Here is a 23,841-nt window from a genome sequence, read left to right on the forward strand (position 1 = left end):
TTAACCTAAATATATACCATGCATGTGAGGTTTACAGTGGACTTTGATAACAAATTATTATAATTTGCAATCGTAATTTTTTGCTTTTCAACGGAATCATGGTATCTTATTGTCATACGATGGGTTAATTTTGACATCATCTATACATTACCCGTCATTAACTCATCTTAATATGTACAACTTGCTAACTTTTAACGAACGAAATCATTCATCAGGTTAGCTATGGAGGGTTCCACCCATGATTAAAGAATATCTGCACATCAATAAAATCCTCGACCTGAATAAATGGAAGCGTCTACAAGATTCTCTTGCCACTGTGACCAAGCTGGCTATTCTAACCGTTGATTATAAAGGCATTCCCGTAACCAGCCATAGCAGCTGTCAGGCCTTTTGCCAAAATGTCCGCAAAGATCCCGAACTGCTCCCCTACTGCCAGAAATGTGATTCTCGTGGTGGTCTGGAAGCCGTTCGATTGAACGAGCCTTATGTCTACCTGTGTCATTTCAATATCGTGGATATCGCGATTCCAATCACAATCGATGGGAAATATATTGGTGCCGTAATGGCAGGACAAGTGAAGCTCGCTGACCCGGAGAAAGGGACGGAACTGGAACAGATCGTCACGTCCAAGAACGTACCTATGCATGCTGCGAAGCTAAAGGAATTACAGGACGATTATGACCAGCTGCCTGTCATGACCTATGAAGAAGTTGTGAAGATCTCCAACATGCTTTCTTTACTTTGTAACTACATCGTGGAGGAAGCACTGAACAAAAATTTGCTGGTAGAAATGTTCGAAAAAGCTTCGGGTCATCAGGAGTCTCTGAATCTGTCCACCATTCTGCCTGGATACTCCATCCGTAATATTGAGTCGATCAAAAAAGAAATGACCAATGCGATTGCGGATGCCTATCTTAAAAATAGTGCAAGTGATACAGAGAGCTCCAGCCCGGTGCTCCAACCTGCTTTTGAATACATTTACAGTCACAAGAGTGAGCAGGTCTCACTTAAACAAATGGCCGATCTGTGCCACCTGAGTCCAAGTTATTTCAGCAGGCTGTTTGCCAAGGAAACGGGTGAGAATTTCACAACTTATATTGCACGGCTCAAAATTAAATGGGCAAAGCAATTGCTCGAAGTTACGGATATGCCCGTGTCGCAGATCAGTGATGAACTGGGATTCAATGAATCGGGTTATTTTATCAAAATATTCAAAAAATTCGAGGAGATTACGCCTGCCCTCTATCGCAAATACATGCAGGAACAATGAGCAAGCTTAACTATACGTTTTTGTTACCAGAGAAGATCCAGTGATATCTTTTTCGTATCAAAGATGGGGTTAAAAGATATTTCACCTATTAATCTGCCATTGCTACAATGGAGTCCAGATTACTTAGGGAGGCGTCACGAATGGAATATCGCAAATTAGGAAACAGCGGTCTAACCGTCAGTGAGATTTCACTGGGCAACTGGATTACACATGGAGCACAAGTGGATGATGGAACTGCAAAAGCCTGTGTCCGGGCTGCTTTGGAAGCAGGCATCACGACATTTGATACGGCAGACGTCTATTCCAACACCAAGGCAGAAACGGTGTTAGGACATGCTCTAAAGGAGATCCGAAGAGAAAGCATTGAACTATGCACCAAAGTCTGTCATCCAACCGGCTCAGGTCGCAACGACAGAGGACTTTCCCGCAAACATATCATGGAGGCCTGCAACGCTTCATTGCAAAGATTGCAAACGGATTATATCGACGTCTATTACGCTCACCGTTATGATCCAAATACGCCGCTGGAGGAAACATTCCTTGCGTTTGCTGATCTGGTTCGTCAGGGCAAGGTTCACTATATTGGAGTTAGCGAATGGACTGCTGCTCAGATTAAAGAAGGTTCCGCATTAGCTAAGGAGCTTCGCGTGCCTTTTATTGCAAGCCAGCCACAGTATTCGATGTTATGGCGTGTTATTGAGCAGGAAGTTGTGCCAGCAAGTACACAAGCAGGTCTTGGCCACATTACATGGTCTCCCCTGGCTCAGGGCATACTATCTGGTAAATATCTTCCGCACGAAGCGCTGCCAGCCGGATCACGTGCAGCGGCCGAGGCTGGAGCACCCTTTTTCAACAATCTGGCTGGTCGGTGGTTACGGGACGATGTTCTGATTGCTGTGCAGCAGCTTGTTCCATTGGCGAAAGAGATCGCGCTGACACTCCCTCAACTCGCCATTGCCTGGGTTCTTCAGCATCCGTATGTGTCATCCGTCATTATTGGTGCATCCCTTCCTGAGCAAGTCCTTGAGAATGTAAAAGCCTCTGGTGTTCAACTCGATCGGGACACCCTGTCCCGCATTGATGAAATATTGGGTGAGTGGATTGAGAGAGACCCTGCACGGACGGGTTAGTCGCTCTTTTTTCAACTACCTTCAACTACTTTAAACATACTATATAAGTTGAACTAATCGTTTACACGAAAACGGAGAGGGCAGAAAAAAACTGAAAAAGCGAAGCTACAAGCTTTCTACAAGAAAGCTGCATCGGAAGCATACGCTTATCTCCAGATTTTCCGATTTGAAGGTTGTTCTGTCATCGTAGTGCAAGTGTACATCATTTTTAGCTCAACTTATTTTCCCCATCAACGCATTCATCTACAATATTCATAAAACTGGAAATCACTTCCTGATTCAAGTCCGTCCGCCATGCCGTGTACAACGGTACGGAGGGCGGACTTTCTGCTAGTGGTAGAAACACCACACCTCTCCGCTCGAACACATCTACTGAAGAAGGAACGATGGATATACCCATACCCGCTGCAACGAGATTCACGATGGTGTACATCTGAATGGCTTCCTGTGTAATACGAGGATCTACGCCATGCTCCCTGCAATAATCCAGAACGAGACGATGGAACGGAGAGCCCAGATGCCGTGGGAATAAAATAAAATCTTCGTTCGCCAGCTCGGTGATTGACACCTGAGTCTGTGAAGCTAAAGGGTGATGGTCTGGCAGCACTGCGATTAATGTTTCCGTCTGACAGACTCGGAATGACAAATGTCCGTTATGATCCTGATACCGCAAAAATCCAATATGGATCTGTCCATCTGCTAGTGCCTGCAATTGTTCGGACGAGGTCATCTCACGCAACGTAAGTTCAATCTGCGGATACGCCGCTTGGAATTTTCTCAGCACATCGACCATAATACTCCCCGAAGCCGAATCCACAAAAGCGACTGTTAAATGTCCAATGATCCCCTGGTCAGCCTTCTGCGTAAGCTGGATGGATCGCTCAAGTTGGGCCATGATCAGCCTCGCCTGTTCCAGAAACACGGCACCGGCTGCCGTGAGACGAACCATTTTTTTCGTGCGTTCCAACAGCTTCACGCCGAGCTCTTCTTCCAGATTCTGAATCTGCTGGCTCAGCGGCGGTTGCGTCATATTTAATTTCTCAGCCGCACGGTGGAAATGAAGCTCCTCCGCCACGGTGATAAAGTATCGTAATTTTCGAATATCCATTCGCCTGATGTACTTCCCTTCTGTCTGACCTCTTACTTCATCTGTTCCTGAACCCAAACGGCTGATTCAGCCAGCATCGTCATTAATTCATTAAAGTCCACGGCTATCTCACGAAGAGGTAGTTCTCCCGCATCGTGGATTAACATCAGAACCTTGCCAGAATTTTGATCCAGTATAGCGATGCTTCCTTCGCCAAACCCACCAATTGGAAATGGATGCAGCTCAGTGGGCAACTCGTATTCCTTCTCATATTCACGGTATACTTCCAGGAACTCGGGATATGCCCAATTCAATTCTTTCACCGAATACAAGGCAGGATCGCCGAAGTTGCATGCACCAAATTCAAGTAGGAGCTCACGGTACACTGCGGGCAATCTCACGTTATGCTTTTGCTCAAAATCCTCAATGCTCTGTTGCGTTTCAGGAGTACACCCTTCTCCCATTGTTGTATTGTAAGCTTCAACCAAAAGATCACGAATGGGTTCCAAACCTATCGACTCCACTTGAACTCCTCCTCTATAAATGAAAATCAATGAAATTTGGGTCCACAAATATGTTCACTATTAACGACACGATGATACCAGAAGCTACATTATTACTGTTATTGCTGCATTAAAGTACCTTTCGTCACCTATCTTTCTTTTCCTGCAACAAAAATGCCCTATCCAGCAAGTGGATAAGGCAGAATAAGCATAGCTTTATTTTAGTTCACATGTTTCCGCAGTTCTTCATCCAGCCATTGCAGCGCTGAATGCAGCTTGTCCTTGGGTACATTCTGATATCGATCCCCCGTTGACAATTCAAAGGCACAGCTATGAGCACTGGTCTGCTGCAAGTATGAAGTAATCCCCAACCCGAATTGCTGAGTCATGGATGCCAGAATACGCTCCACCTCGGCTTGAGCCAAGGGAAAATGTACGTGAAACATATTGGAGACGGGTACTTCTGGCAATGTACGTATACCGTGACACGCATTTAACAAGGAAGCAAGTTCCTTCGCCTGCTCATAATAAAGCCCCATTTTGCCAAACCGTTCATTGAAATAATATTGAGAACTAAGAATATATGGATATAGGCCGATCAGATCGCCGCCGTGCCGACGCTTCCATATTTTCGATTCTTGCATAACATCCGTATCTCCTGCCAATATAGCCCCAGCAATTCCTCCAATGCCTTTGTAAAAAGACACGTAGACACTATCGAACAGACTGCAAATCTCGGCGGGAGTCTTCTGATAATAAGGCGTGATTTCGAACAAACGTGCCCCGTCCAGATGAAGCTTGATTCCACGTTCACGGCAATAGGCCGAGATTGCCTCCAACTCTTCATAGGCAGGCAATTGTCCACCAATCTCGCGTTGGGGCAGTTCAAGCAGCAGGCAGGAAATCTCTTCATTCATCCCCTCCACATCTTCCAATCGAATCAATCGGTCCTTATCCGCCAGCAAAATGGATTCAATGTGATGTAGTTCCTTCAGTCCGTCCTCTTCATGAATTTCCAGATGAGATAAAGGATGATAAGCTACCCGCTTGATGCCTCTGCGGTCACACCAGATACGTAGCGCAATTTGCTGCGCCATCGTACCACTGGGGAAAAATACAGCTGATTCCTTACCCAGAACGTCAGCCATCTGCTGCTGGAATTGATCAATGATTTTGCCGTTGCCATAATGATCACTATACTGTTCCCCATCCACCTGCTCCAGCGCTTCCTGAAGTACTTTGACTTTACGACTTCCGTGACCGCCTATAATAAACTCCGCCTGATTAAAAGCTTCCGCTAATGTTAACTCTGTATTCTTCAAGGTTATTTACTCCTTTATTGTTCTGGTTTTTTGGTTTGTTATCATCTGCACCAGTGCACCCAGCGCCCCGGATAGATGCTCACTCTGTGAATGCACGAATCCTACTTCCAACCTGCAATACGGATCAGGCAAAGATAACACTGTAACTTCGCCTCTCCGTTCGGCTTTCGTAACCGAAGAGCGTGGGAGCAATGACACACCTATTCCCGCAGATACGCCATTCATAATGGTGTCCAGTGTTCCATATTCCGTAACGTTGAGGGTGTGCATGCCCTGATCTTTCAAAAAGGCTTCTGCCTGCACGCGATGGGTACAGCCTACTTCAAAAAACAACATCGGTTTGCACAATAGAGCATGCATTTCATGGGTTCCGGGTTCAGCAATCAGTACCAACTCTTCGTCGTACACTTTCATATAGTTCAGCTCAGGGTGGTCGATCGGGCCATATACCAAAGCTCCATGCAGCTCATGTTGAATGACCTTCTGATTGAGTTCATGTGTACCACCTGTAATTAACGAATTCTGAACCTCTGGGTAACATAAACGGTATTCAGCGAGCAGCGGCGTCAGATAACTGGAGGCTGCGGTCTCAATCGCACCAAGACGAAGCATACCTGCAGGCGGATTTCCGATTTGCGTTGACTGCTCCGCTTCATATAACAAATGTAATATTTTATCCGCATATCCCAGCAAATTCTCACCCGCTGGTGTGAGCGACATGCCCCGGTTGGAGCGATGAAACAGCGGTACTTGCAGCTGATCTTCCAACTGTTTAATTCGTGTTGTTACATTGGATTGCACATAATTCAGCGCTACTGCTGCTTTGCTGATACTGCCTTCGCGGGCAACCGTCTGAAATATTTTCAAATCTCCTGCATCCATGCCCTGATCACCTGCTTGTTATCTATTATCTGAATTGATACTGACATTCATTTTTGTTCATTTTACGTGAATCTGCCCCATCTGTACAATGAGGCTCAGTAGTGAAGTTTTTGTATACACAAGGAGGAATTTTGAAAATGAAAGCTATTATACATTCCGGCCAAAGCGGCCTTGAAGGTCTTCAATATACAGAGTCAACATCTCGGGCCCCAGAAGCCGGTGAAGTACAGATTCAACTGAAATCTGCTGGAATTAATCATCGTGATCTGTTCATCATGGCAGGACGTACATTCCAGGACACACCACTCATTCTTGGTTCCGATGGAGCAGGTGTAATCGTGAAGATTGGCGAAGGTGTAGAGGACTTATCTTTAGGCGATGAAGTCATTATCCACCCTACTCTTGGTTGGGAGCACGCTGTTGAAGTACCCATTGTGCCCGATATTGTAGGGGGCCCTACAGATGGAACTCTTGCAAAATATATTACGCTGCCTGCTAGAAATGCCTTACCCAAACCCTCTCATCTATCATGGACGGAAGCAGGGGTGTTGTCCCTTTCGGCTTTAACAGCATACCGTGCCCTATTCACTCGTGGCAGACTTAAGCAAGGTGAGCACATCCTCATTCCCGGTATTGGCGGCGGTGTAGCGACCTATGCCCTGCTCATGGCCATAGCTGCGGGTGCCAAGGTAACCATTACATCCAGAAGTGAAGCCAAGAGACATGAGGCCCTGCGTCTGGGCGCTTTCCAAGCTCTGGACAGTCATGCAGACTGGAGTTTGCAGAATGATCTTGATCCTGTTGACTTCATCTTGGATAGCATCGGACAAGCCATGTTCCCCAAATATTTTGATATAATCAGACCAGGTGGCCGTATCGTGATGTATGGCGCAAGCTCGGGAGATGATCTGGCTGTTCCAATCCGCTCGATCTTTTTCCCGCAAGTTAGCCTGATTGGCACCTCCATGGGCAGCCGTGAAGAGTTTATTCAGATGCTGCAATGGGTGGAGAAACATGATATACATCCTGTAATCGATGGTATATATCCGCTACAGGACACAGCGAAAGCATTCGAACGTATGGAAAAGGGAGAGCAGTTTGGCAATCTTGCTATACTCGTGGAGTGACATCTGGTTTTAGATGGACCTTCATTAATTAGGTAAAATCATTTTACGATAATGGGGTGAAGCCATCTGACCCGTCTCGCTATACGTAGAGTAATTGTTCTTGTCGCGATTATACTTTTGGCCCAAATTCCGATGTTGAAAGCAACCTTTGCCCGCGGGGTAACTACGCTATATGTGAACATAAAGTACCCCGAACGCTCCTATCAATACAGGGATTTCATCTATGAATCTCATTTTGGAAGCTATCTCATTTCTTATGCTGATCAAGACGAACAACTCATTAGCCTGATGCTTGAGCCCAAATTTTTACCGGTGATCGTTACGTATGATCCATTGGATCAACCCATGAAAGACTAGTTTGTTCACTCTATGAATCATTCAGGAGGTATCGATATGTCTAACCATTTGCATTTGGTAGAAAGGGTTCGCAATCTGATGAATGCCGAAGGAACCGAAGATGAACTGGATGAGATGCTAACCGAGTTAGAGCAAGAGATGCCTTACGCGGAGATCAGCAATCTGATTTTCTGGGATGATCGAGACCTGACACCCGAACAGATTGTGGAGGAGGCGCTAGCTGCTCGTCCAATCATTCTTCCGCCCAGCCCTTAGTTCTTATCCTATTAAATAAACATCACAAATCCAGGCCAACCCTCCCCAACTTCCATATTTTCGTTATAATGTAAACAAGACATCAGGCAAACGGGAGGCGAATTATGGAAACGGAAGGTTTACGCAACGTTGAGAAGTTGGCGCTGAAGAAACACAAGATTTACAAACAAAGCTTGATCAGGTACCTTGCACGCTCCATGCTCGCCAGCATGTTTATCGGGTTTGGCGTCATTGTGGCGTTCAAGACGGGTAACTTCTTTTATATGGAGGATTCCCCTTTTACATACCCTATGGCTGCCCTCACGTTCGGTGCGGCAATTATTCTGATCGCCTATGGTGGCGGTGATCTGTTCACTGGAAATACGTTTTACTACACCTATGCTGCCTTACGCAAGAAACTGAAATGGTTCGAAGTGGTGAAGCTATGGATCGCGAGTTACAGTGGAAATCTGATGGGTGCGGCAGTATTTGCCCTGTTAATCTACCTGACGGGTCTTTTCGATTCATCTCAGGTGAATGGTTTTCTACTGAGTGTCGTAGAGCACAAGATGGAGGCTCCGGCCATGCAGCTCTTCTTCCGGGGCATTCTGTGTAACTGGCTCGTATGTCTGGCGTTCTTTGTACCGATGTTCATGAAGGAGAATGGTGCGAAAATGTTCGCCATGATGCTCTTTGTCTTCTGTTTCTTCATCTCGGGATATGAGCACAGCGTCGCCAATATGTGTACATTCGCCATTGCGCTGGTACTGAACCATCCGGGGACGATCTCATTCGGCGGGGTTATTCATAACCTGATTCCGGTCACGCTTGGCAATCTGGTGGGCGGCGTGCTGTTGATGGGCTTCATGTATTATGCGGTGAACAAACCGTTTCTGGACGAAGAGACACACTAATTTTTTGGCAAGAAAAGCCCCCTTACTGGCCCGGTCACCTGACCTTGGCGGACGGTAAGCCAAACGACAAACACCCGCGCAACCTTTCGATCCTGTGATGAAGGTTGTGCGGGTGTTTGTTTATGGGCAGGCTCACTATGTGCCTGCCCTCGGTTATATCTGCCTTGTATCCGAATGGAGGCTACAAGGCTTGCTCCGTGGCTTAGTTATACTCACGCCACGGAATATATTCAATATCGTTGTCGCCACGCGTGACCACGATCATATTCTCGATTTTGCCTGTATCCTTGTTGGTTCGGTAGATCATCGTACGCGTCTCGCCTTCTTCCGGCACGGAGAACAGGAACTTGTCCGCAACAAAGGAGGAACCGAGCCCTGTCGCATGTTCTGTAAAGGCAGATCCGCTCTTGCTGGTCAACAGCAGGCCGATTCCATAAGCTGTAGCCGTTTGTGCTCCTTTGCCAAAGAGATGCTCCCCTTGACTGGTCGTATGGGTTTGTTCCCAATACTCGTATTTTTTCGTATCCTTGTTGTAATCCACGACGTTACCCTGTTTATCCAAGCTGATGCTGGTCGTTTCACCCTTGTCGCTTTTAACCTGATACGTACCTACAATCGAATCCTCGGTAATCTTCACCGTCTTGCCCGTGTTCGGATCAGTCTGGTAGATCTCGTCCTCATATTGAAGCCGAATAACGTTCATGCTGGCCTGAAGCTGCTGCGCCAGTTTTTCGTCACCCATTTCCTCGGCTTTCTTCAACATATCCTCATAGTTTTTGTAATCCTCGGCGTCCTTCTTATCCCAATCCTCCATATTCTCCGGAGGACCTGACGTTTTGCCCGAGCCATCACCTTTATGTTTACCGAGGGACGTAAGAGTCTGTGCCGCAGCCAAAGCCACCATAAGAGCCTTGTTCACAACATCTTCATCCGTGGTGCGGAAACGCTCGGCAATTTTCTTGAGTTCGGATTGGATGGACAAGACCAGCTCAAGAACAGACTTCATTGTAGCTTGGGCCGTTGCATAATCGTTATAAAAGCGCTCCCTCTCCATTCCGTCCCAATTGCTGCGCATGACACGGATCTGGCTATCCAATGTGGACATAAACTCCGACAATTGCTGATGTGCCTGGGCGAATTGCCCACTAACTGTATCCAGTTGTTCCGGTGTTACCTTAATCTGTGTCATCCTGCACGCTCCTCTTCGTCATATTCCTCCTATTTCGTGGTCCACCGATCTTTATCTTGCAGCCTGATCTGCCCTGATCTCCAGATGCAGCAGCGGAAACGGATTACCGGAACCATCCAACTCGGAACGACCCATTTGTACAAATCCCATTTTCTCGTAGAATCGGGCTGCTCCAGCATTCTGCTCATTGACATCCACCTTGAGGTGACGACCTTTGATGTTAAGGGTATGGTTGATCAGAAGACGCCCCAGGCCCTGCCCGTGCTGACTGACATCTACAAACAACATCTCAATAAAGTTATCATCCAAACCGATAAAACCAACGGGTTCATTGTCAGCATCCAGCGCTTCCCATACCTCGACTTGCCTTTGCTGCAACACGTCGCTCACTACTTTTTTATAGAACTGGATGTGATGTTCTTCCAAAAACGTATGTGTTGCCCGAACGGCTCTCTCCCAAATCTCTACCAACTTGTTATGATCCTGTTCACGATATGAAGTGATTAACATGTCCAACGTATTCTCCTTTTCCTAGAAAACAATTATGTAAACATTCGATCCTGCGATTGGACTTGGTTAATACATCAAATTTTATATAACTCTACGTATATTTTACCATGCCCAATACTCAATCTGTACCCACCATTACCAATCTTGAGACAGCTTTTTACTGCTATTTAATGATTCCTAACCAAAAACACAGAAAATAAAAGGCAGCCAAAGTCACCTTGGCTGGTGCTTCAGCTGCCTGATATTCAATAAGTTCACTCGGCTTCTTCAATCTAATGCCGCTTGGCTACAGCATCATCTCAACATGGCTAATCATTGCTGCAATTGTGCAAGGATTTGCGGATCCTTGATCTTCTTGTCTTCAGCCAATAACATCACTTTCGATAAAATCTCAGCCGTTCTTGGATCTTCATCAAGGAATGGCAAGAAGATCCTACCTCGATGCTGACTGTGCACAGGAACGATATGAAGCGCGCCCGTCGCCTGTTTGAACACATTACCGCTGCCAAGATGAACGGCATACTCGCCCAGTTCACCATCAATTCGAGCGTAATTTCCATCGAGACGTACGTTATCGACCTTCAACAGACGCAGTGACTCATTCACAATCACATGACGCATCTCAATCGTGGTCAAGCTGGCTTCCGGATCTACTCCGCCAACATGCGCAACGCTAACCACCAAATCAATGTCACGCATGACTTCCGAGAAGAAGACCGGCGGTACATCCTTCAACGCAACAGGTTTATACGTTTTTCGATCATAGAACTGCACCGTCTCCAGAGTAGGCGCTTCTGTATCTGCGGGCGAGAACCAGTCTGCCATGGCATAGAGATTGGCAATCAGATTATGCTCATAGCTTACCTTTTGCAGTCCTTCCTCATAGCTGACGGTCCATTGACGTCCTTTAAGCAGAGCAACTGCTTTTTTCGGCTGAATCTGATAACCTGCATACCGACGGGATACCGTTCCATTAGCCAGCTCATCCTCATTTGGAAGATAGAGTTCACGGAATACCTGCTTGAATGGCTGACGTTCCTGACGGTTGAACAGATCCCGTTGGAATTCACTCCAGCTTCCACTCTGGAACAGATGCAATGGATGCGCAATCAGTAGGCGATCATGTGCCGCCAAGGTTTGTATCGTGCTTGTCGAATCATCCGAAGCCGGAGTAACCAACCCACCGGACGTTACATCGAATCTTCCAAGCTTGTCATCTGCTTGGAACACAAGCGTGCGAACCAGTGGACGAAGAACCGGATTCTGCAGCAGACTTGAAACTTCCTCACTCGTAAAGGATGTTCCTGCCGTCATGGAACGCTCCAATTCCTGTCTTGCCCGGCGATACTGATCAACCAGATCCGTTTTTAATTCCTTCAATTCGGCGATGTATCCATCTTTCTTGAACCGAGCAGGTACAGATTTGAGTGTTTTCCCTTTGCTTACGATGAGCAGTTCCGGCTGGCCTTCTTCATCAATGACCAATTGGGCTGTAGTAGCCTCATCCAGTTCATGCGGCTCAAAATAGGATTTCATCTCATCCAGCTTGCGAGCTTCCATATCCCACATCAGCCGGGTAACATCGGCATATCCTGCATTACGGGCAAGGTTGCCCAGCGCTATCTGGGATACCAGACCTTCACTGGCACGGCGCTGTGCACCAAACTGTTTGCTCTGCATCAGAAATTTCTGAATGAAGTCGTACCGCTCACGCAGATCCTGTTCCCGTTCTTCTGCAAATGGAATCAGGCTGTAGGTCAACAAATGATCTTTATTGCGTTTATCTTCCACGGACTCACGCATATCTTCAAGTTTCAGCTTCCCAAGTGCCGCATCCGCGAACAACTGTGATCTGCGGTGATTGGCTCCCCCGGAGATATATTTGGCACAATCGTATAACAGGCTGAACCGCTCCTCACCGACCGCCTCGTATGCCTCCTCGAACCAGGCGATATCAAATGCCCCTTCGTTAAAGTCCTGAGGTGAAATTGGAGAATAATGCGCCACAATGGTTTCCTTTTCAGCAGTGAACCGTTCATTAATATGAGCATGGAAGTACCAGGCTGCACTGCGCAGTCCTTCCCATCCGAGATGCTTCGCAACAATCTCCATCCATTGCGGTGCGTACATTGCGGCTTCCAGGAGCTTCTTCTCCTGGATGGGATGCTTCGCCAGCAATTGTCCCAACAGTACTGCGTCCTCTCCATCACGTGGATGGCAAACCTGGATCAGATGGCTGAACGTTTCTTTACGTGTCGTATTGTCACCGTAGCTGTAGATATATCCACGGACAAAGGTATCCTGATCCATGGCAGCAACGAGATGCACCCAATGCTCCATACCTTCAATGCGTTCAAGCTTCATGGCCAGCGTACTTACTTCTGTTGAAAGCTCTCCTCGGGTCAACTCAATCTCCAAAATTCGTTCAACAACGGTTCTTCGCAGTTCTGCCAATACCGGTTTCTCCGCAATCCAGTCGGACCGGCTTGATGTCAATTCCCGAATAAACTGGGCACGTGATTCTCCCACAAGCAGCTGCTTATAGACTTCCTGTGCATCAATGAATCCCAGTTCGTAGGCGCGCAGGTAATCGTTCAGAGTGAGGAAGGAACCTCGGTTACTTTCCTTATTTAATCGGTCGAATTGGCTTAGCGTCTGGAAGTATCGCATGAAACTGTTATCGTCATATACACGATCCCGGACAATATAGAACCATGGGCCAGACAAAAGAGCGAGCATGCCCGATTCCTTTTCCATTTGTTCCTCAGGCATCATTTTCATCAGCGCATAGAGTGTCCGCTCAGCGATTTCAAATGTATCTGACTTATCACTGTCCTCATAAACGGCCTCCATCAGCGTTTTCACCTGATCTGCGTAATGAAGCTCACTGACCATCTTTTTCATGTCCTGGATATACTGAACCGGGTAGACCTCTTCGGCAAATTCCTTCCGCCATCCTTCCAGCAGCCAGTGTTTCTCCAATTCACTATATTCGTATATGGTGGAATAGTAACGGTAATAACTATCCAGCTTCTTATTCAGATCCTCCAAACGAATCACAAACAAAATTTGCAGCAGTTCTATACTATCCAGACCACTCTTCTGAACATATTCTCCCCATATGTTATGGAGAGGGAACTGCTCCAATAATTTTATATCTTGCCGCTGATCATAAGGAATGAAGACCATAGCACGCAATGTCGCACCTACAAGCAAGGTTTCTTTGTAGCCAGCATAATATTCGGCTTCATATTCATGGTCCCTGTGCTCATGTAGCAACGCATCCAACCCTTCAAGAACCTGCTTCGCTTTTTCCAGGGAAAGGGTAAACATGTCTTTCGGCTTGAACCCGCCGAGATCACGTTTCTCATGAAGCAGTGGATTCCCCCATGCAGGATCATACAGGCCGAATCCATTAGCCGCCGTATACCTGCTGCTCTGCTCTGTAAGCTTGTCCAGAAGCTTCTGCTCCTTGGCTGTTGGTGTGTTGATTAACGCTATGATTGGCTGCATCTGCTCCTGCTGCTCCATGCGTTGTGAATCTGCGGAGATCTCGGTCAACAGTTCCAGCGCACCCAATCGTTGCAATTCAGTTTTGGATTGTACAAGTCGTTTCAGGGATACCATCAGCTGATCGGTTGGCTGAAGCAGTAACACCTGAATGGTCTTCTGACGCAACGATCCCGTTTTCAGTTTGAGCAACGTCTCCATTTGCAGCATCTCTTCGAGCGTAAGCGTCAGCAGCTTGGCTTTGAGCAGAGCATTCTCACGGTTGTTCATGCTCTTATCCGACAGACTGTCAAAAATAAACTGTCTTTGTACTTCATTCTCGGGATGATGGACAAACTGGGACAACAATTCTCCTCGCAAATCCGGGCTTAGCTTGTCTTTGAGCGCAATGACCTCGCCAATCCATTCCGGGTCCATATCATACGCAGCAAGGTATAGCATTTTTTTCACTACATCATCCGGATCGATCCGATATTGAACAAATTCAAGAACACCGGATGGTCCACCTGCACCTCCCTGCGGAATGTAGGCCAGCATTTGTTTAAACAGATCAAAGTCACGCCGACGCACGGCTTTATCTTCAAAAACAGACAGCGGCCAGACATGAACACTACGTTGATTCTCCCCATTATCAAAGCTCCAGTTAAACATGTACATGGCATCATAATTCTCAATCACCCAATGCAGCAACTCCAGATCCTGTACTTCAAGATACTGACGTGCCATGTTTAAGCGCAGTCCTCTGTTCTGACTGTTAGCAAGTACGTATTGTGCAACAATCTGCTGATATACTTGCCCGTGATCCATGATCTGGATGACTTTTCGCTCCAACTCATTTTCTTCGATGACTGCCGTTGCCCAGAGACTGATAAATAATTGGTTTGCATTAGCGCTTTCCTGCCATTCCTCTCGCACCGCAGGATCAGTCAATGCTTGATGTGCTTGTGTAATTAGTTGCGCAGCAACACGCTGATTCGCCGCTTCAATTCCGATCCCTGTCCATACGGCGAGCGCTCTCACTACCGAACTGAACCGAATCAGGTTGTTGTCGATGATTATTTTTAATATGTATATATACGCCTCAAGCGTTCCTTCATCCATCCGTTCCACAATGCTCTGGCGCAAACCCTCCTGCAGTCTGGCTGCTACCAGCAATTCTCCAACCATCTGGTAAGCCTCCACCTGATCGCTCATGAAGATACCTTTGATCATTTCAGTGGTCAGCAATGCATTCTGATTGTCGCCATAGATAATATCATGCAGCGCCTGCTTCATATCGCCGGTTTCATGATCCAGTTCATAGGCAATGCAATCCGGTAAAACGGCTCTAATCTCATGAAGATAATCAAACTTGTACTCCCGAATGGATACATATTCTTTCAGAGAGAAGCCATGCATCTCCATACGGAACAAGGCAATCATTTTACGAAGAACCTGTCCAATATGCTGTTCGGGATCGGTCGTACGAAATGGTCTGCGCTCATAATTCTTACTATATGGAAAATTTGCGGCACGTTCTGCAATGTAACGGAACCGAGCCAAAAAGGATTCACTGACCAGTTGCTCCAATACATCCAATAATGGACGGAACAATGGAGTTTTCGTCTCAGCAGACATACGTTGCAATTGCTGCTCTGCATCCAAATAGGCCTTTTCGTCTTCGCGCAAATAGGTAAATCCAGCCATCTCTGCAACATAGCCCGCGAGTTCCTGCTCCACACCCTTCAGCGATTTCACTTTTTCCTGCAACTCTTGTTGATACTGTTGAACTTTATCTTCCTGATTCATTCCATTCTCCTCCTCGTCACTCTCTACCAAAGACGCCCGGCAAGCATTGTAAAGCGAATAAATACCACGTTATCGTCTTCCTTTAAAATTAACGGCTCATCCAGTGCCTGCAACTCTTCCTCATTGAGAAACACTTTAAATAACCCATCTTCATATGCGGTTACAGCTGTATCCATGGCGCCTTCTACATCGGGAACCCCTTCGTTATATATCGTGCCAAAGCCTACTTTTCCTGCTGCTCCCTGCTCTTGAATGTCCTCGGGCATCAGGTAGGCAAGCCATTCTGCTTCATTCTTCTTGTCCTGAAGAGCCTTGAGCTGTTGAGCCACCATGTTCTTAATAAGCTGTCTCAACGTATCGGTTGTTTCCGGAAGTTCGGCAGCCTGTTTGGCAAGTGCCGGCTTGCGTTTACCCAGACTTTTCACCGTAATCCATACATTCACTGCTTACCCTCCTATGTATAGCTTTATGTTAGAAGAAGCCTCTATCAGCCCTTATATCTATACCACCATGGAAAACGGACCAAACTTAAACTTCGGCCTATTTCGTTATCCATTTAATTATACGTACATATGTGCCCCTATTGAACATTTTAACGAATATCCCGACCATATTCATGGGCCATTTCTCATGTTTACATGCAACCAGCGAACTAATGGCCTATATTGCACTTTCGCAGTCGGAACAGTCTTCCCACAGCAAATAAAAAGAGAACAGTGCGCCTTTGGGCAGTCACTGCTCTCTGTAAGCTTACGATGAATATTTCTGCAAAATAATGACCGCATTATGGCCACCGAAGCCAAATGAGTTGGACATGCCAATCTTCAGGTCAGCTTCTCTTGCAACGTTGGGTACATAATCGAGATCACATTCCGGATCGCTCTGCTCTTGATTGATTGTCGGGGGAATGATACCGCTACGCAAGCTTTGAATGAGCGATATGGCTTCCGCCCCACCAGCCGCACCCAGCATATGTCCGGTCATCGATTTGTTTGCTGTTACCGGAATATGATAGGCTTCCGCACCAAACAGCTGCTTAATTGCTCGTGTCTCGGAAAGATCACCCGCTTCCGTACTGGTAGCATGAGCATTAATGACATCAATCTCATGTGGCTGAAGCTGTGCATCCGCCAGAGCGGCTTTCATGGCCAAGTATGCACCACGTCCTTCCGGATGGGTTGCTACCATATGATACGCGTCTGAACTGGCACCATAACCTACGATTTCCGCAAGGATGTTTGCATCTCTCGCAAGGGCGTGGGACAAAGACTCCACAACCAAGACCCCGGCACCCTCAGCCATGACAAACCCATCTCTGCCTGCATCAAATGGTCGACTCGCTCCTTCGTACGCTTCGTTTCGTGTAGATAGCGCCGTCGCATTGCCGAAGCTTGCCAGTGATACTTCGGTGACAGCTGCTTCCGTCCCTCCAGCAAAAATCACATCTGCTCCACCGTGACGGATCAGCCGGAAAGCCTCACCTATCGCGGTGTTGCCGATCGAACAGGCTGTCACTGGCGAGAGAGTGGGTCCCCAACAGCCAAATCTCATGCTCACCATAGCCGCCGCCATATTGGATATCATCATGGGCACCAGTGTTGGACTGACTCTTGCAGGCCCACGTTCAGACAGGAGTTTACCTTGTTCCATCAGGGTCTGGATTCCGCCGATGCCGGAACCGATATACACGCCAACGCGCTCCCTGTCCACATGATCCATCTCGAGACCGGAGTCAGATAAAGCCTGATCTGCTGCCGCAACAGCAAATTGTACGAACCGGTCCATACGCCGTGCTTCCTTCCGTCCAAACCGTTCTTCTCCGTCAAAATCACGGACCGCCCCTGCTATCTTCGTTTTATAGGACGTTGTATCAAACGCTTCAATTGGCGAAACTCCTGATTTGCCTTCCACCAATCCATTCCAAAATGTATGCACATCATTCCCCAAAGGAGAGATAATCCCCATTCCTGTAATAACAACACGCTCCATAATGCATCCTCCTTTAGTGCTCTTTCCATACTTGTTTAGTTAAGTTATGCACTTATATTGCCATTCGTATTATCCTATTACAAGTTGTCAATTATAATAGTATAATGACTACCATGATAAACTCAGGAACGAAGGTGATGGAATGAACCATGATGTCAGGCTGCAGGCACTGTCCGCTTTTCTGAAAAGCCAGCGTTCCAAAATCTCTCCGGAATCCGTCGGATTACCCGCGGGCTCCCGGCGAAGAACGCCTGGATTAAGAAGAGAAGAAGTATCCCAATTGGCAGGTGTGAGCACAACATGGTACACCTGGCTTGAACAGGGCCGAGATATTCAGGTATCTCATTCCGTATTGGATAACATCGCCTCAGCTCTCAGGCTGACAGCGGATGAACGAAAGTATTTGTTTTCCCTTGGTTTGGATTACCATTCGGAACTTCATATCCTGGATGAGAAGCCACTTCAAATTCATCCCGCTTTGCAGAAAATATTGCAGGAACTTCGCAATTGTCCCACAATCATCTCAGACCGACGCTGTCACATTGTGGGCTGGAATGACGCAGCGCGGCATGTGTTTATGGACTTTGAACAGATTCCGGCTGAACAGCGGAACATGATCAGCTTGTTGTTTGAACGAAAGGAATTTCGGAGACTGGCCGTCAATTGGGAGGATTTTGTCAGCGGATTCCTAGCTATTTTCCGAGCTTATTACGGTCAATATGTCGATGATGAATGGTACAACTTGTTTTTGGATGACATGATGGACAGATATCCTGATTTTCAAGCCCTTTGGAAACAAAGCAGCGTTAGCAGCGCCCCGGACGTGTTGATTGAATTTAGACATTCCAGAGCTGGCAAAATGCTTTTTGATCTTACCTCACTCCAGGTTCAGGGAAATGCCGATTTGCGGTGCAGTATCTACACACCTGCAACGGACACTGCTACCGAGCGGAAATTGATCCGCCTCATGGAGCCAAAGGTAGAACCTGACTCTGACAAAAGCTGATGTTGCTATTTCTCATTTACTCCGTAATACAAATTAACAAAAAAAGACCCAGGCAATGAGGCCTGGGTCTTCATGTTTGTCTTGAAACCTATCTGTACAATCATTTCAGTTGCAGATTAACGGATGTTATTTAAACGCCGGGATCGCAATATCTGCATACTTCTCTTCAAAGAAGGCTTTCACTTCAGGACCCGCCATACGTTTCGCCAGCTTCTGAATGGCTTCCGAATCTTTGTTATCTTCCCGGGCAACCAAGGTAATGGCAAAATGGGAATCATCCTTCTCAGTGAACAGCGCATCCTTCTTCGGTGTAAGCCCCATCGGACTCGCATAGGCTGGAGTCATGGCAACCAGATCCGCATCATCCAACATGCGGGCCAGCATCAACAGATCCACTTCTTTGAACTTGAAGTTCTTCGTGTTTTCCGTGATGTCTGCTTGCGTTGCATTAAAACCGACGCCTTCTTTCAGCTTGATCAGGCCGTTCTGTTCCATCATCACCAGTGAACGTCCAATGTTGGACGGATCGTTGGCAATCGCTACTGTGGCACCTTCAGGCAATTCTTCAATGGACTTAACCTTTTTGGAATATGCTCCATAGATGGCGTTGTAGATCGGCTGAACAGCCACAAGATTAGCGTTATTTGCTTCATTATACTGATTCATGTAAGGTACGTGCTGGAAGAAGTTTGCGTCTACTTCTTTGTTCGCCAGTGCAGTATTCGGTTGAACGTTATCGGAAAGTACTACAACTTCCAGATTAACGCCATCTTCTTTCAGCAATGGTTTTACAATATCCAGCACATCCGTCATTGGCGGAATCAAAGTAGCTACTTTCAACGTTACTTCTTGTCCGGCTTGAGTGCCTTCCTTATTTCCTTCCGCCACAGGTGTTTCTTCTTTTTTGCCGCATCCGGCTGCTACGAGCGTCACTGCCAGCAGCATGAGCATTAGTTTTGCTTTCATCTGATATAAACCCCTTCATCATGTAATCTGTATTGTTCATGCTGTAATTCAATCTTTCTGCACTGCTTGTCCTTCTTCAGGATCTGCGATCGAGCCAGCGGGACAGTCTGCTGCCAGTAAATTGGATCATCTGTACCAGGATAATCATAATGATAATCGTAAATACCATGATCTCCGTCTCGAATCGCTGATAACCGTAACGAATCGCAAAATCACCAACACCGCCACCACCGACAATACCCATGACCGTAGAGTAAGAGATAAAGCTAATGGTTGCCGTTGTTAAGCCGAGTACAAGACTTGAGCGAGCCTCCACATACAGGAATTTCACCACAAGCTGTATGGTCGATGCACCCATGGAAGAAGCAGCTTCAACTACCCCTTTCGGGACATCAAGCAATGCCTGTTCTACCAGTCTGGCGTAATAAGCAATGGCGATGACCGAGAGCGGCACGGTTGCCGCGAGCGTCCCGATGGATGTTCCAACGATCAGACGTGTGAACGGAATCATAAATACGACTAGCAGCAGAAACGGGAAGGAACGAATGATGTTGACGAGACTTCCCAAAATCGTGAACAGAGGTCGATTCTGATAACGTTGCCCTCTTCGGAACAGATACAGCAGTGTACCCAGAGGCAACCCGATTAACACGGCTGCCGTGATGGAGATCCCCACCATGACAAACGTCTCTCCGATGGCCTGCCAAATTTCATGCTGATACTTCACAACGGACTCAGGTATCATCATTATGGTCCTCCTGATCGCCATGAAGAGAGGTATTTCGTCCGCTCATGGATACATCTTCGCCCATCAACAAGGATGTTAGAAGATCAGGCTTCGGTGCCGGTATGCTGCGTACTTCCGCTTCCGACAGCGTTTTGATGATCCGTCCCTCTTTCATCACCGATATCCGGTCACAGAGCTTTCGGGCAACCTCCATCTCATGTGTAACGAGTACAATAGTTACACCCAGCGTTTCATTGACATGACGCAGCACATCCAGAATTCCATTCGTGGTCTGCGGATCAAGCGAAGATGTTGGTTCATCACAGAGCAGCACATCCGGGCGGCTGGCAAGTGCTCTTGCGATGGCAACACGTTGCTTTTGCCCTCCGCTTAGCTGTGCAGGATACTGGTTGGCCTTATCTTCAAGTCCGACAAATCTCAATACCTCAAGTCCTCGTGCAACCCGCTCGGTCCGGGAGACGCCCGCAAGTTCCAGAGGCATACAGACATTGCCACTTACGGTCCGATTGCTGACCAGATTGAAGTGCTGAAAAATCATGCCAATGGACCTCCGTACCTGACGCAGACTCGGCTCACTCATCCGGGTCAAATGTTGCCCATTCACAATGACTTCGCCGTCATCCGGCTTCTCCAATCCATTGAGCATGCGCAGAAGTGTGGATTTCCCTGCACCACTAGAACCGATAATGCCGTGGATCTCTCCCTGGCCTACTTCTAGAGAAACCGAGCTTAATGCTTCGAATCCCTGATCTTCACGGGACCCACGCTCGTTATAACACTTGCTTACCCCGTATAATGAAATCATGGGAGATTCCTCCTGCGATTGATCGTACATGGTCCTTCAAGAACACATGAAGAAAGCCCGCACAGCCGATAACCGGAGCGCGAGCAATCCTGTTTATTCATAATAAATCATCATTCGACATGAAACAAGCTTTAACGTGAGATATGTGTGTGCAAATCATTTGCATCATATATACTAAACCGTCCGTTGGATGACCCGATATAGACTTCATTTCCAAGCCGGTTCATGGTTCCATTCTTCGCATCCCGATCACGATGTTCCGGGTTTCCCATCACGACGTCATGTACACGGCCGATCAAGGTACCGTCATTTTTATCCATGATCAGCAGATCCTCACCCATCGGCAGCAAAAGCTGATCTTCAATCACCACGTAACTCCCCTGATTGGTAGGATATCGAAGTGACGAAATCGTGTTTTGTGCGGACCAACGGGTCTTTCCTGTATCATATGCAAGGGCTGCTGGGTACCCATTTTTGATTACATATAATTGATCGTCCTCCACAAATCCTCGTTCGATTTTGCCCGTTTGTGTCCAACGTTCTGTCCCACTCTTGGCATCGTACAGGGTAGTTGTGAAATCTGCGTAATCGCCGTATATATCCCCTTTCTTGTTATCACGAATTAGCAGCTTGCCATCGCTCAGCACCTCAATTTGCTGTCCATTCGCGGCAGGGAATTGTGCGAGCTTCTTGCCGGTGTTCAGATCAAGCAGCGCCCATTGATCTCTCAACAACATCCAGCGTTCTGGCTGAGTTGACGCAAAGGGATCAAGACGGTATATTCCATCAAAGTATGGATTGTTCTCAGGATGATCTACAGTTGGTTTACCAACCTTGATGCTCCATACGGTTCGGCCAGACAGAGGGTCCGCTGCGACCAGTTGGTTTTTCTCCCAATACATCACATAAGGGTCATCTGAACCTTTGTTTAACAGTTGATATCCTGTACTAAGTTTTCTTGTCCATAATGTTTTTCCATTTGCACTGTCCAACACCGTTAACCAGCTATTACTTGAGCCTTCGACAACTGGACTACTCACAACAACTACATTCTTTGCGGCAGTGATGCCGTTCAATCTGAATTTTTGCTTGGGAGCATACTCCCATACGACATCACCACTCTTCAATTGGAGGTGGCGTATGCGATCTACGTATTCTTTCTTGTCAGGGTCATAATCTGTATACATTGTAACGTATTGGCGTCCTGCATCCACTTCTACCTGCTGTCTCCCATACCCCGCATTGATCTCCCATAATTTCTTACCGGAATGTCGGTCAAGTGCATACATTGAACTCTCATAATGAAAACCACTAAATCCACCGTCATCCCCTTTCATCAGGAGCACATCATCTGTCGCTGCTTTCAAAAAGGTATAGTTGATATCGCCTTGATTTGTCCATATTGGTTTCCAAGGTAGCGTTATCGGCAATGACTTGCCTGTGATTTTGGTTGTGAATTCATATTCATCCGAACGACCGAAGCTCCAATCGGATACCACATTGTTTCTATCATCTTGCGGTATATTCCAGCGTGCTCTAGCAAGTTTTCCGTTCTTATTAAATGTCACCAAAAATTGCGCGTCTGCTCGCTCATATCGCCAGGTCTGTCCAATACTCATCGTATAACCGGTGTCATTCAAATTGGCCGAATTCTCATTCCAATCCGGTTCACCGAGCCATTGTTTGACTTGTTTGGAGGTTGTTTTTTTGTTCAGCATGATATCCGTCAAATGGCGTACAGCCAAAGCGGAATGCGATGCATCCTGTTGAAACCAACCATCCGCTACAATGGCTTGCTGCTCTACAGCCTGTGCTTTAACCCAAAGCAATGCAGGACGATAGGTGAATGATTCCTTATTCCAGACGCGCGGGGCAATTGACAAGCCGTACCAATCCTTCGTCGCTGCAACAATCAACGCCTGGTCTGTGAGCGTTGGACTTGGAGACCAACTTGTCGAGCTTCCCGGAGGACGAAGACTGAACGTCTGGGGAGTTACAGTCTTCAGGCTTCGGCTTTCCTTGGATGTATACCAGCCGGGAATCCAGAGTTCACCTCTGTTGTAATCCTGGAATTGGATCCATTCGCCGTGAACGGCTTGTCCTTTGATTTTCTCATTGCTGGAAGTGTAGTACTGTATTCCCATCAAATCAACGGGCACTTTGTTACCTATAACTTGAGTGTACAGGGGCATACCTGCTTCCAAATTCAAGGTATCACCCGGTTTATAATTCGTTTTCGCTTGTGCAGATAAGGATTGAGTTGTCGAACCGAAGCCCTGTCCTGCCTGTGTTTCCGTATTCGTATTCAGCAGCATGAACCCCGTAAACAGCACGGCCGATATTCCGGTTACAGTGATCCATAGGTACCCCGTCTTTTGCCACTTCGACCCTGTCTTCACACTCGTTCACCTCATCTATTTGAAGTTATTTCCATTAAAGACGTTTTGAACAAGGAAAAGTTACTGTTACTCCCAAATATATTTACAAGGTACGAAATAATTACA

Annotated in this window: 20 protein-coding genes; 7 read left to right on the plus strand and 13 right to left on the minus strand. The window is 46.9% G+C overall.

The window, feature by feature from the left end; genetic code table 11:
• Positions 1-238 precede the first annotated feature (238 nt).
• Both gpAD87_RS21695 and gpAD87_RS21700 read left to right on the plus strand, forming a co-directional pair.
• On the plus strand, positions 239-1,270 hold the full coding sequence (locus gpAD87_RS21695; RefSeq protein WP_064640535.1) for a PocR ligand-binding domain-containing protein: 1,032 nt from the start codon (positions 239-241) through the stop codon (positions 1,268-1,270).
• Positions 1,271-1,410: 140 nt separating this feature from the next.
• On the plus strand, positions 1,411-2,400 hold the full coding sequence (locus tag gpAD87_RS21700) for an aldo/keto reductase family protein (protein WP_064640536.1): 990 nt from the start codon (positions 1,411-1,413) through the stop codon (positions 2,398-2,400).
• 208 nt (positions 2,401-2,608) lie between these two features.
• Here gpAD87_RS21700 and gpAD87_RS21705 read toward each other — a convergent pair whose 3' ends face one another.
• From gpAD87_RS21705 to gpAD87_RS21720, 4 genes are all read right to left on the minus strand, one after another.
• On the minus strand, positions 2,609-3,508 hold the full coding sequence (locus gpAD87_RS21705; protein ID WP_064640537.1) for a LysR substrate-binding domain-containing protein: 900 nt from the start codon (positions 3,506-3,508) through the stop codon (positions 2,609-2,611).
• A gap of 32 nt (positions 3,509-3,540) precedes the next feature.
• Positions 3,541-4,011 (minus strand): SMI1/KNR4 family protein, encoded by a 471-nt coding sequence (locus gpAD87_RS21710; protein WP_064640538.1) that lies wholly within the window; start codon positions 4,009-4,011, stop codon positions 3,541-3,543.
• Positions 4,012-4,211: 200 nt separating this feature from the next.
• Positions 4,212-5,312, minus strand: a complete 1,101-nt coding sequence (locus gpAD87_RS21715; protein ID WP_064640539.1) for a threonine aldolase family protein — start codon at positions 5,310-5,312, stop codon at positions 4,212-4,214.
• Between the two features lie 6 nt (positions 5,313-5,318).
• Positions 5,319-6,194 carry a LysR family transcriptional regulator gene (locus gpAD87_RS21720; RefSeq protein WP_064640540.1) on the minus strand — a complete coding sequence of 292 codons (876 nt, stop codon included), beginning with the start codon at positions 6,192-6,194 and terminating at the stop codon, positions 5,319-5,321.
• A 137-nt stretch (positions 6,195-6,331) separates the two neighbouring features.
• Here gpAD87_RS21720 and gpAD87_RS21725 point away from each other — a divergent pair, with 137 nt between their 5' ends.
• The 4 genes from gpAD87_RS21725 (at position 6,332) to gpAD87_RS21740 (ending at position 8,826) form a co-directional block, all read left to right on the plus strand.
• Complete coding sequence (locus gpAD87_RS21725; RefSeq protein WP_064640541.1) at positions 6,332-7,321, plus strand: quinone oxidoreductase family protein; 990 nt, start codon at positions 6,332-6,334, stop codon at positions 7,319-7,321.
• 132 nt (positions 7,322-7,453) lie between these two features.
• Positions 7,454-7,678 carry a hypothetical protein gene (locus gpAD87_RS32280; RefSeq protein WP_197521463.1) on the plus strand — a complete coding sequence of 75 codons (225 nt, stop codon included), beginning with the start codon at positions 7,454-7,456 and terminating at the stop codon, positions 7,676-7,678.
• Positions 7,679-7,714: 36 nt separating this feature from the next.
• Complete coding sequence (locus gpAD87_RS21735) at positions 7,715-7,933, plus strand: hypothetical protein (RefSeq protein ID WP_157258505.1); 219 nt, start codon at positions 7,715-7,717, stop codon at positions 7,931-7,933.
• 104 nt (positions 7,934-8,037) lie between these two features.
• Positions 8,038-8,826 (plus strand): formate/nitrite transporter family protein, encoded by a 789-nt coding sequence (locus tag gpAD87_RS21740; protein ID WP_053784134.1) that lies wholly within the window; start codon positions 8,038-8,040, stop codon positions 8,824-8,826.
• Between the two features lie 202 nt (positions 8,827-9,028).
• Here gpAD87_RS21740 and gpAD87_RS21745 read toward each other — a convergent pair whose 3' ends face one another.
• The 5 genes from gpAD87_RS21745 to fabF form a co-directional block, all read right to left on the minus strand.
• Positions 9,029-10,015: a WXG100 family type VII secretion target gene (locus gpAD87_RS21745; protein WP_064640544.1), complete on the minus strand. Its 987-nt coding sequence runs from the start codon at positions 10,013-10,015 to the stop codon at positions 9,029-9,031.
• A 51-nt stretch (positions 10,016-10,066) separates the two neighbouring features.
• Entirely contained in the window at positions 10,067-10,525 is a 459-nt protein-coding gene (locus tag gpAD87_RS21750; RefSeq protein WP_064640545.1) for an acetyltransferase, read from the minus strand.
• Between the two features lie 312 nt (positions 10,526-10,837).
• Positions 10,838-15,823, minus strand: a complete 4,986-nt coding sequence (locus gpAD87_RS21755; RefSeq protein WP_064640546.1) for a DUF4132 domain-containing protein — start codon at positions 15,821-15,823, stop codon at positions 10,838-10,840.
• Positions 15,824-15,846: 23 nt separating this feature from the next.
• Positions 15,847-16,266 (minus strand): hypothetical protein, encoded by a 420-nt coding sequence (locus gpAD87_RS21760; protein WP_063566044.1) that lies wholly within the window; start codon positions 16,264-16,266, stop codon positions 15,847-15,849.
• A gap of 307 nt (positions 16,267-16,573) precedes the next feature.
• The gene (gene fabF / locus gpAD87_RS21765; protein ID WP_064640547.1) at positions 16,574-17,812 is read right to left on the minus strand and encodes a beta-ketoacyl-ACP synthase II; all 1,239 of its coding nucleotides are present in this window, start codon (positions 17,810-17,812) and stop codon (positions 16,574-16,576) included.
• Between the two features lie 142 nt (positions 17,813-17,954).
• On the opposite strand from fabF, the gene gpAD87_RS21770 reads away from it, so the two are divergent.
• Positions 17,955-18,818 (plus strand): helix-turn-helix transcriptional regulator, encoded by an 864-nt coding sequence (locus gpAD87_RS21770; protein WP_064640548.1) that lies wholly within the window; start codon positions 17,955-17,957, stop codon positions 18,816-18,818.
• A 126-nt stretch (positions 18,819-18,944) separates the two neighbouring features.
• Here gpAD87_RS21770 and gpAD87_RS21775 read toward each other — a convergent pair whose 3' ends face one another.
• The 4 genes from gpAD87_RS21775 to gpAD87_RS21790 all read right to left on the minus strand — a co-directional run bounded on the left by gpAD87_RS21775 (position 18,945) and on the right by gpAD87_RS21790 (position 23,736).
• Entirely contained in the window at positions 18,945-19,784 is an 840-nt protein-coding gene (locus gpAD87_RS21775) for a MetQ/NlpA family ABC transporter substrate-binding protein (RefSeq protein WP_064640549.1), read from the minus strand.
• A gap of 76 nt (positions 19,785-19,860) precedes the next feature.
• Positions 19,861-20,532: a methionine ABC transporter permease gene (locus gpAD87_RS21780; protein ID WP_082935216.1), complete on the minus strand. Its 672-nt coding sequence runs from the start codon at positions 20,530-20,532 to the stop codon at positions 19,861-19,863.
• On the minus strand, positions 20,519-21,337 hold the full coding sequence (locus gpAD87_RS21785) for a methionine ABC transporter ATP-binding protein (protein WP_064640550.1): 819 nt from the start codon (positions 21,335-21,337) through the stop codon (positions 20,519-20,521). The genes gpAD87_RS21780 and gpAD87_RS21785 overlap by 14 nt, the downstream gene beginning before the upstream one ends.
• Before the next feature lie 131 nt (positions 21,338-21,468).
• Positions 21,469-23,736 (minus strand): outer membrane protein assembly factor BamB family protein, encoded by a 2,268-nt coding sequence (locus gpAD87_RS21790; RefSeq protein ID WP_064640551.1) that lies wholly within the window; start codon positions 23,734-23,736, stop codon positions 21,469-21,471.
• Between the last annotated feature and the right edge of the window lie 105 nt (positions 23,737-23,841).

Source organism: Paenibacillus sp. AD87 (assembly GCF_001659845.1).
Taxonomy (GTDB): Bacteria; Bacillota; Bacilli; order Paenibacillales; family Paenibacillaceae; genus Paenibacillus; species Paenibacillus marchantiae.